This is a genomic window from Dietzia sp. B19, from assembly GCF_014145155.1.
Lineage (GTDB): Bacteria > Actinomycetota > Actinomycetes > Mycobacteriales > Mycobacteriaceae > Dietzia > Dietzia natronolimnaea.
The window spans coordinates 1-2,639 of record NZ_JAALED010000255.1 but is presented as its reverse complement, the minus strand read 5'-3'; the positions used below and the strand labels follow the sequence as shown (position 1 = coordinate 2,639).

Below are 2,639 nucleotides of genomic sequence, written 5' to 3'. Positions count from 1 at the left end.
CCTAGCTCTCCTGCCGGACGTCCGGCTGACCCGTGACGGTCACCGTCGCCGCGACGCGGTCGTCCGCCGTCATCCACATCTGCAACCGATGTCCGGTCCGCCGACGCCGGATCGTCATCGACGACCCCGGGACCACGGGGTGCGAGTACTCGATCACGACGCGGTGGCGCTGCCTCAGCAGGTCCTGGTGATCCATGAGCTCGTCCTCGACGGCGTCGAGGTAGGCGGCGTTGTTGACGTGCTGGAGCAGGTCGAAATCCGTGCTGCGGAGGATGTGGGGCCGGTCCTCCGGTAGATCTTGTCCGGTGGACCCGACGGGCGGGGGCGTGGTCATGGCGGCCCACCGCAGGCGGTGGGTCTCCGTGGTCGCCGAGAGGGTGGCGAAGCCCTCGTCGCTGATGCGGGCGGGCACGCCGTGGGCGTTGACGTTGATCCAGAACGCCTCGGTCTCCACCAGTCCGTCGGGTCGCGGCCCGTCGTCGTCGGGGCCGTCCCGGTGCTCCGCCGTCAGTCGCACCCGCATGTTCGCCCACCGGGTGGACAATCCGGAGCACCAGCGCTGGAGGTGGACGGTGGCCGGCCAGGAGATCGGCTCGATCACGTCGATCACGGTCCGCCGGACGATCCAGTACGGGTCGGTCCGCGCGTGACCGGTGGCCTCGAGATCGTCGCCCGCCACGTCCTGGAGGTACCGGGCGATGCTGTCCAACCGCAGCCGGCGCAGGGGATCGACCTCGCCCGTTCGCACCGTGCGGGAGGTGGAGTAGCCCGATCCGGCCGAGGGTGGAGGGGGAAGCGGTTGCGGGACGTCATCCTGCACTGGGTCGGTCATCTATGTGGTCCTCTCGCGTGTCCGGTCCGGGCGGGCGCGTCGCGCCCTTCCGGTATCCCGCGACGGTCCGGCCACTGTAGACGTACTCCCACCGCGCGGCGGTCCCGGGCACGCCGGGCGACGGGTGGTCCATGATGGGGACACCGACAGACCCCGGAGGTCGACATGCGCAAGTGGCTCCTCGGCGCCCCCGTCGCCGCCCTGGCCGCCGTCGCGGCCTCGGACCTGAGACAGACCAGGTACCCGATCCTGCGGACCTTCCCCGTCCTGGGGCACGCGCGGATGGCCCTGAGCTCCATCGGTCCCGAACTGCGCCAGTACATCGTGGCGGGCAACAACGAGGAGCGGCCGTTCACCCGGGACCAACGTGCCTGGATCCAGGAGTCGGCGGAGGGACGGGCCACAACGTTCGGGTTCGGCACGGACAACAACATCGAGTTCCTCGAGGGTTACCCGATCGTCAAGCCGCGCACGTTCGCCGGGGTGACGGTGTCGGCCCACGCGCACTCCGCCGAGCAGCTCCAACTCCCACCGGCCAAGGTCCTCGGCGCCGCCCGCGGCCGGGCCCGCGCGTTCCGCCCCGAGTCCCTGGTGTCGATCTCCGGGATGAGCTACGGCGCGCTGTCGGCCCCTGCTGTCGAGGCCCTCAACCGCGGCGCCGCCCTCGCGGGCGCTCTGCACAACACGGGCGAGGGCGGGCTGAGCCCGTACCACCAGAAGGGCGGTGACCTGGTCTTCCAGATCGGCACCGCCTACTTCGGGGTCCGCGACGCCGAAGGCCGATTCGACATCGACGCTCTGGTGGCCCTCACCGAGAAGCACCCGATCCGGGCGATCGAGATCAAGCTCAGCCAGGGCGCCAAACCCGGACTGGGCGGCCTGCTGCCCGCGGCCAAGGTCACGGCGGAGATCGGGCGGATCCGCGGCATCCCCACCGACCGCGAGTGTGCGAGCCCGTCCCGGCACACCGCCTTCCACGACGTGGACTCCATGCTCGACCTGGTGGAGGAGATCGCCGAGCGCACCGGCCTGCCGGTGGGCATCAAATCCGCGGTCGGCGAGCTGGACTTCTGGGAGCAGCTGGCCGCCGCGATGATCCCGCGGCAGCGCGGCGTCGACTTCATCACCATCGACGGTGGCGAGGGTGGCACCGGCGCCGCCCCGCTCGTCTTCACCGACGCGGTGTCACTGCCGTTCCGGTTGGGATTCTCCCGCGTCTACCGGGTCTTCGCCGAGGCCGGACTCACCGACGACGTGGTGTTCGTGGGCTCCGGCAAGCTGGGCATCCCCGAGAACGCGGCGGTCGCGTTCGCGCTCGGTGTGGACATGATCGCCGTCGGCCGCGAGGCCATGCTCTCCATCGGCTGCATCCAGGCCCAGAAGTGCCACACCGACCGCTGCCCCACCGGGGTGGCCACCCAGAACCCGTGGCTGGTCCGAGGAGTGGACCCCACGAACAAGGCCGTGCGGTGCGCGGCCTACATCCGGTCGCTGCGACGCGATCTCGTCAAGATCTCCGGCGCCGTCGGCGTGCCCCACCCGTCACTGATCGGGCCCGAGGACGTGGAGCTGGCCAACGGCACCCGGGACTCGACGACGCTCGCGGAGATCTACGGATACCGACCCGGGTGGGGACTGCCCGGCCCGGCCGACATCCGCCGGATCACCGACCTCATGACCGCGAGCGGCGCGGCCGAGCACACCGCCGCCTACACGCCCCCCGGGCTCTGACCACACCCCTGCCCGCCCCTGCTCCTCCCCGCCCCGCCCCGCCATCGAAAAGAGCGTTCCGCGCAGATCTACTCGG

The 2,639-nt window shown here is 71.1% G+C and carries 2 protein-coding genes; one reads left to right on the top strand and one right to left on the bottom strand.

Annotated elements, in window-relative coordinates:
* Position 1: 1 nt before the first annotated feature.
* The gene (locus G6020_RS08220; protein ID WP_182610289.1) at positions 2–832 is read right to left on the bottom strand and encodes an acyl-ACP thioesterase domain-containing protein; all 831 of its coding nucleotides are present in this window, start codon (positions 830–832) and stop codon (positions 2–4) included.
* A gap of 165 nt (positions 833–997) precedes the next feature.
* On the opposite strand from G6020_RS08220, the gene G6020_RS08215 reads away from it, so the two are divergent.
* Complete coding sequence (locus tag G6020_RS08215) at positions 998–2,563, top strand: FMN-binding glutamate synthase family protein (RefSeq protein WP_179524186.1); 1,566 nt, start codon at positions 998–1,000, stop codon at positions 2,561–2,563.
* Positions 2,564–2,639: the final 76 nt, after the last annotated feature.

What these genes read in the sequence shown, in the direction of transcription:
- G6020_RS08220 (WP_182610289.1), bottom strand. Translation starts at nt 832, where the DNA reads ATGACCGACCCAGTGCAGGATGACGTCCCGCAACCGCTTCCCCCTCCA.
- G6020_RS08215 (WP_179524186.1), top strand. Translation starts at nt 998, where the DNA reads ATGCGCAAGTGGCTCCTCGGCGCCCCCGTCGCCGCCCTGGCCGCCGTC.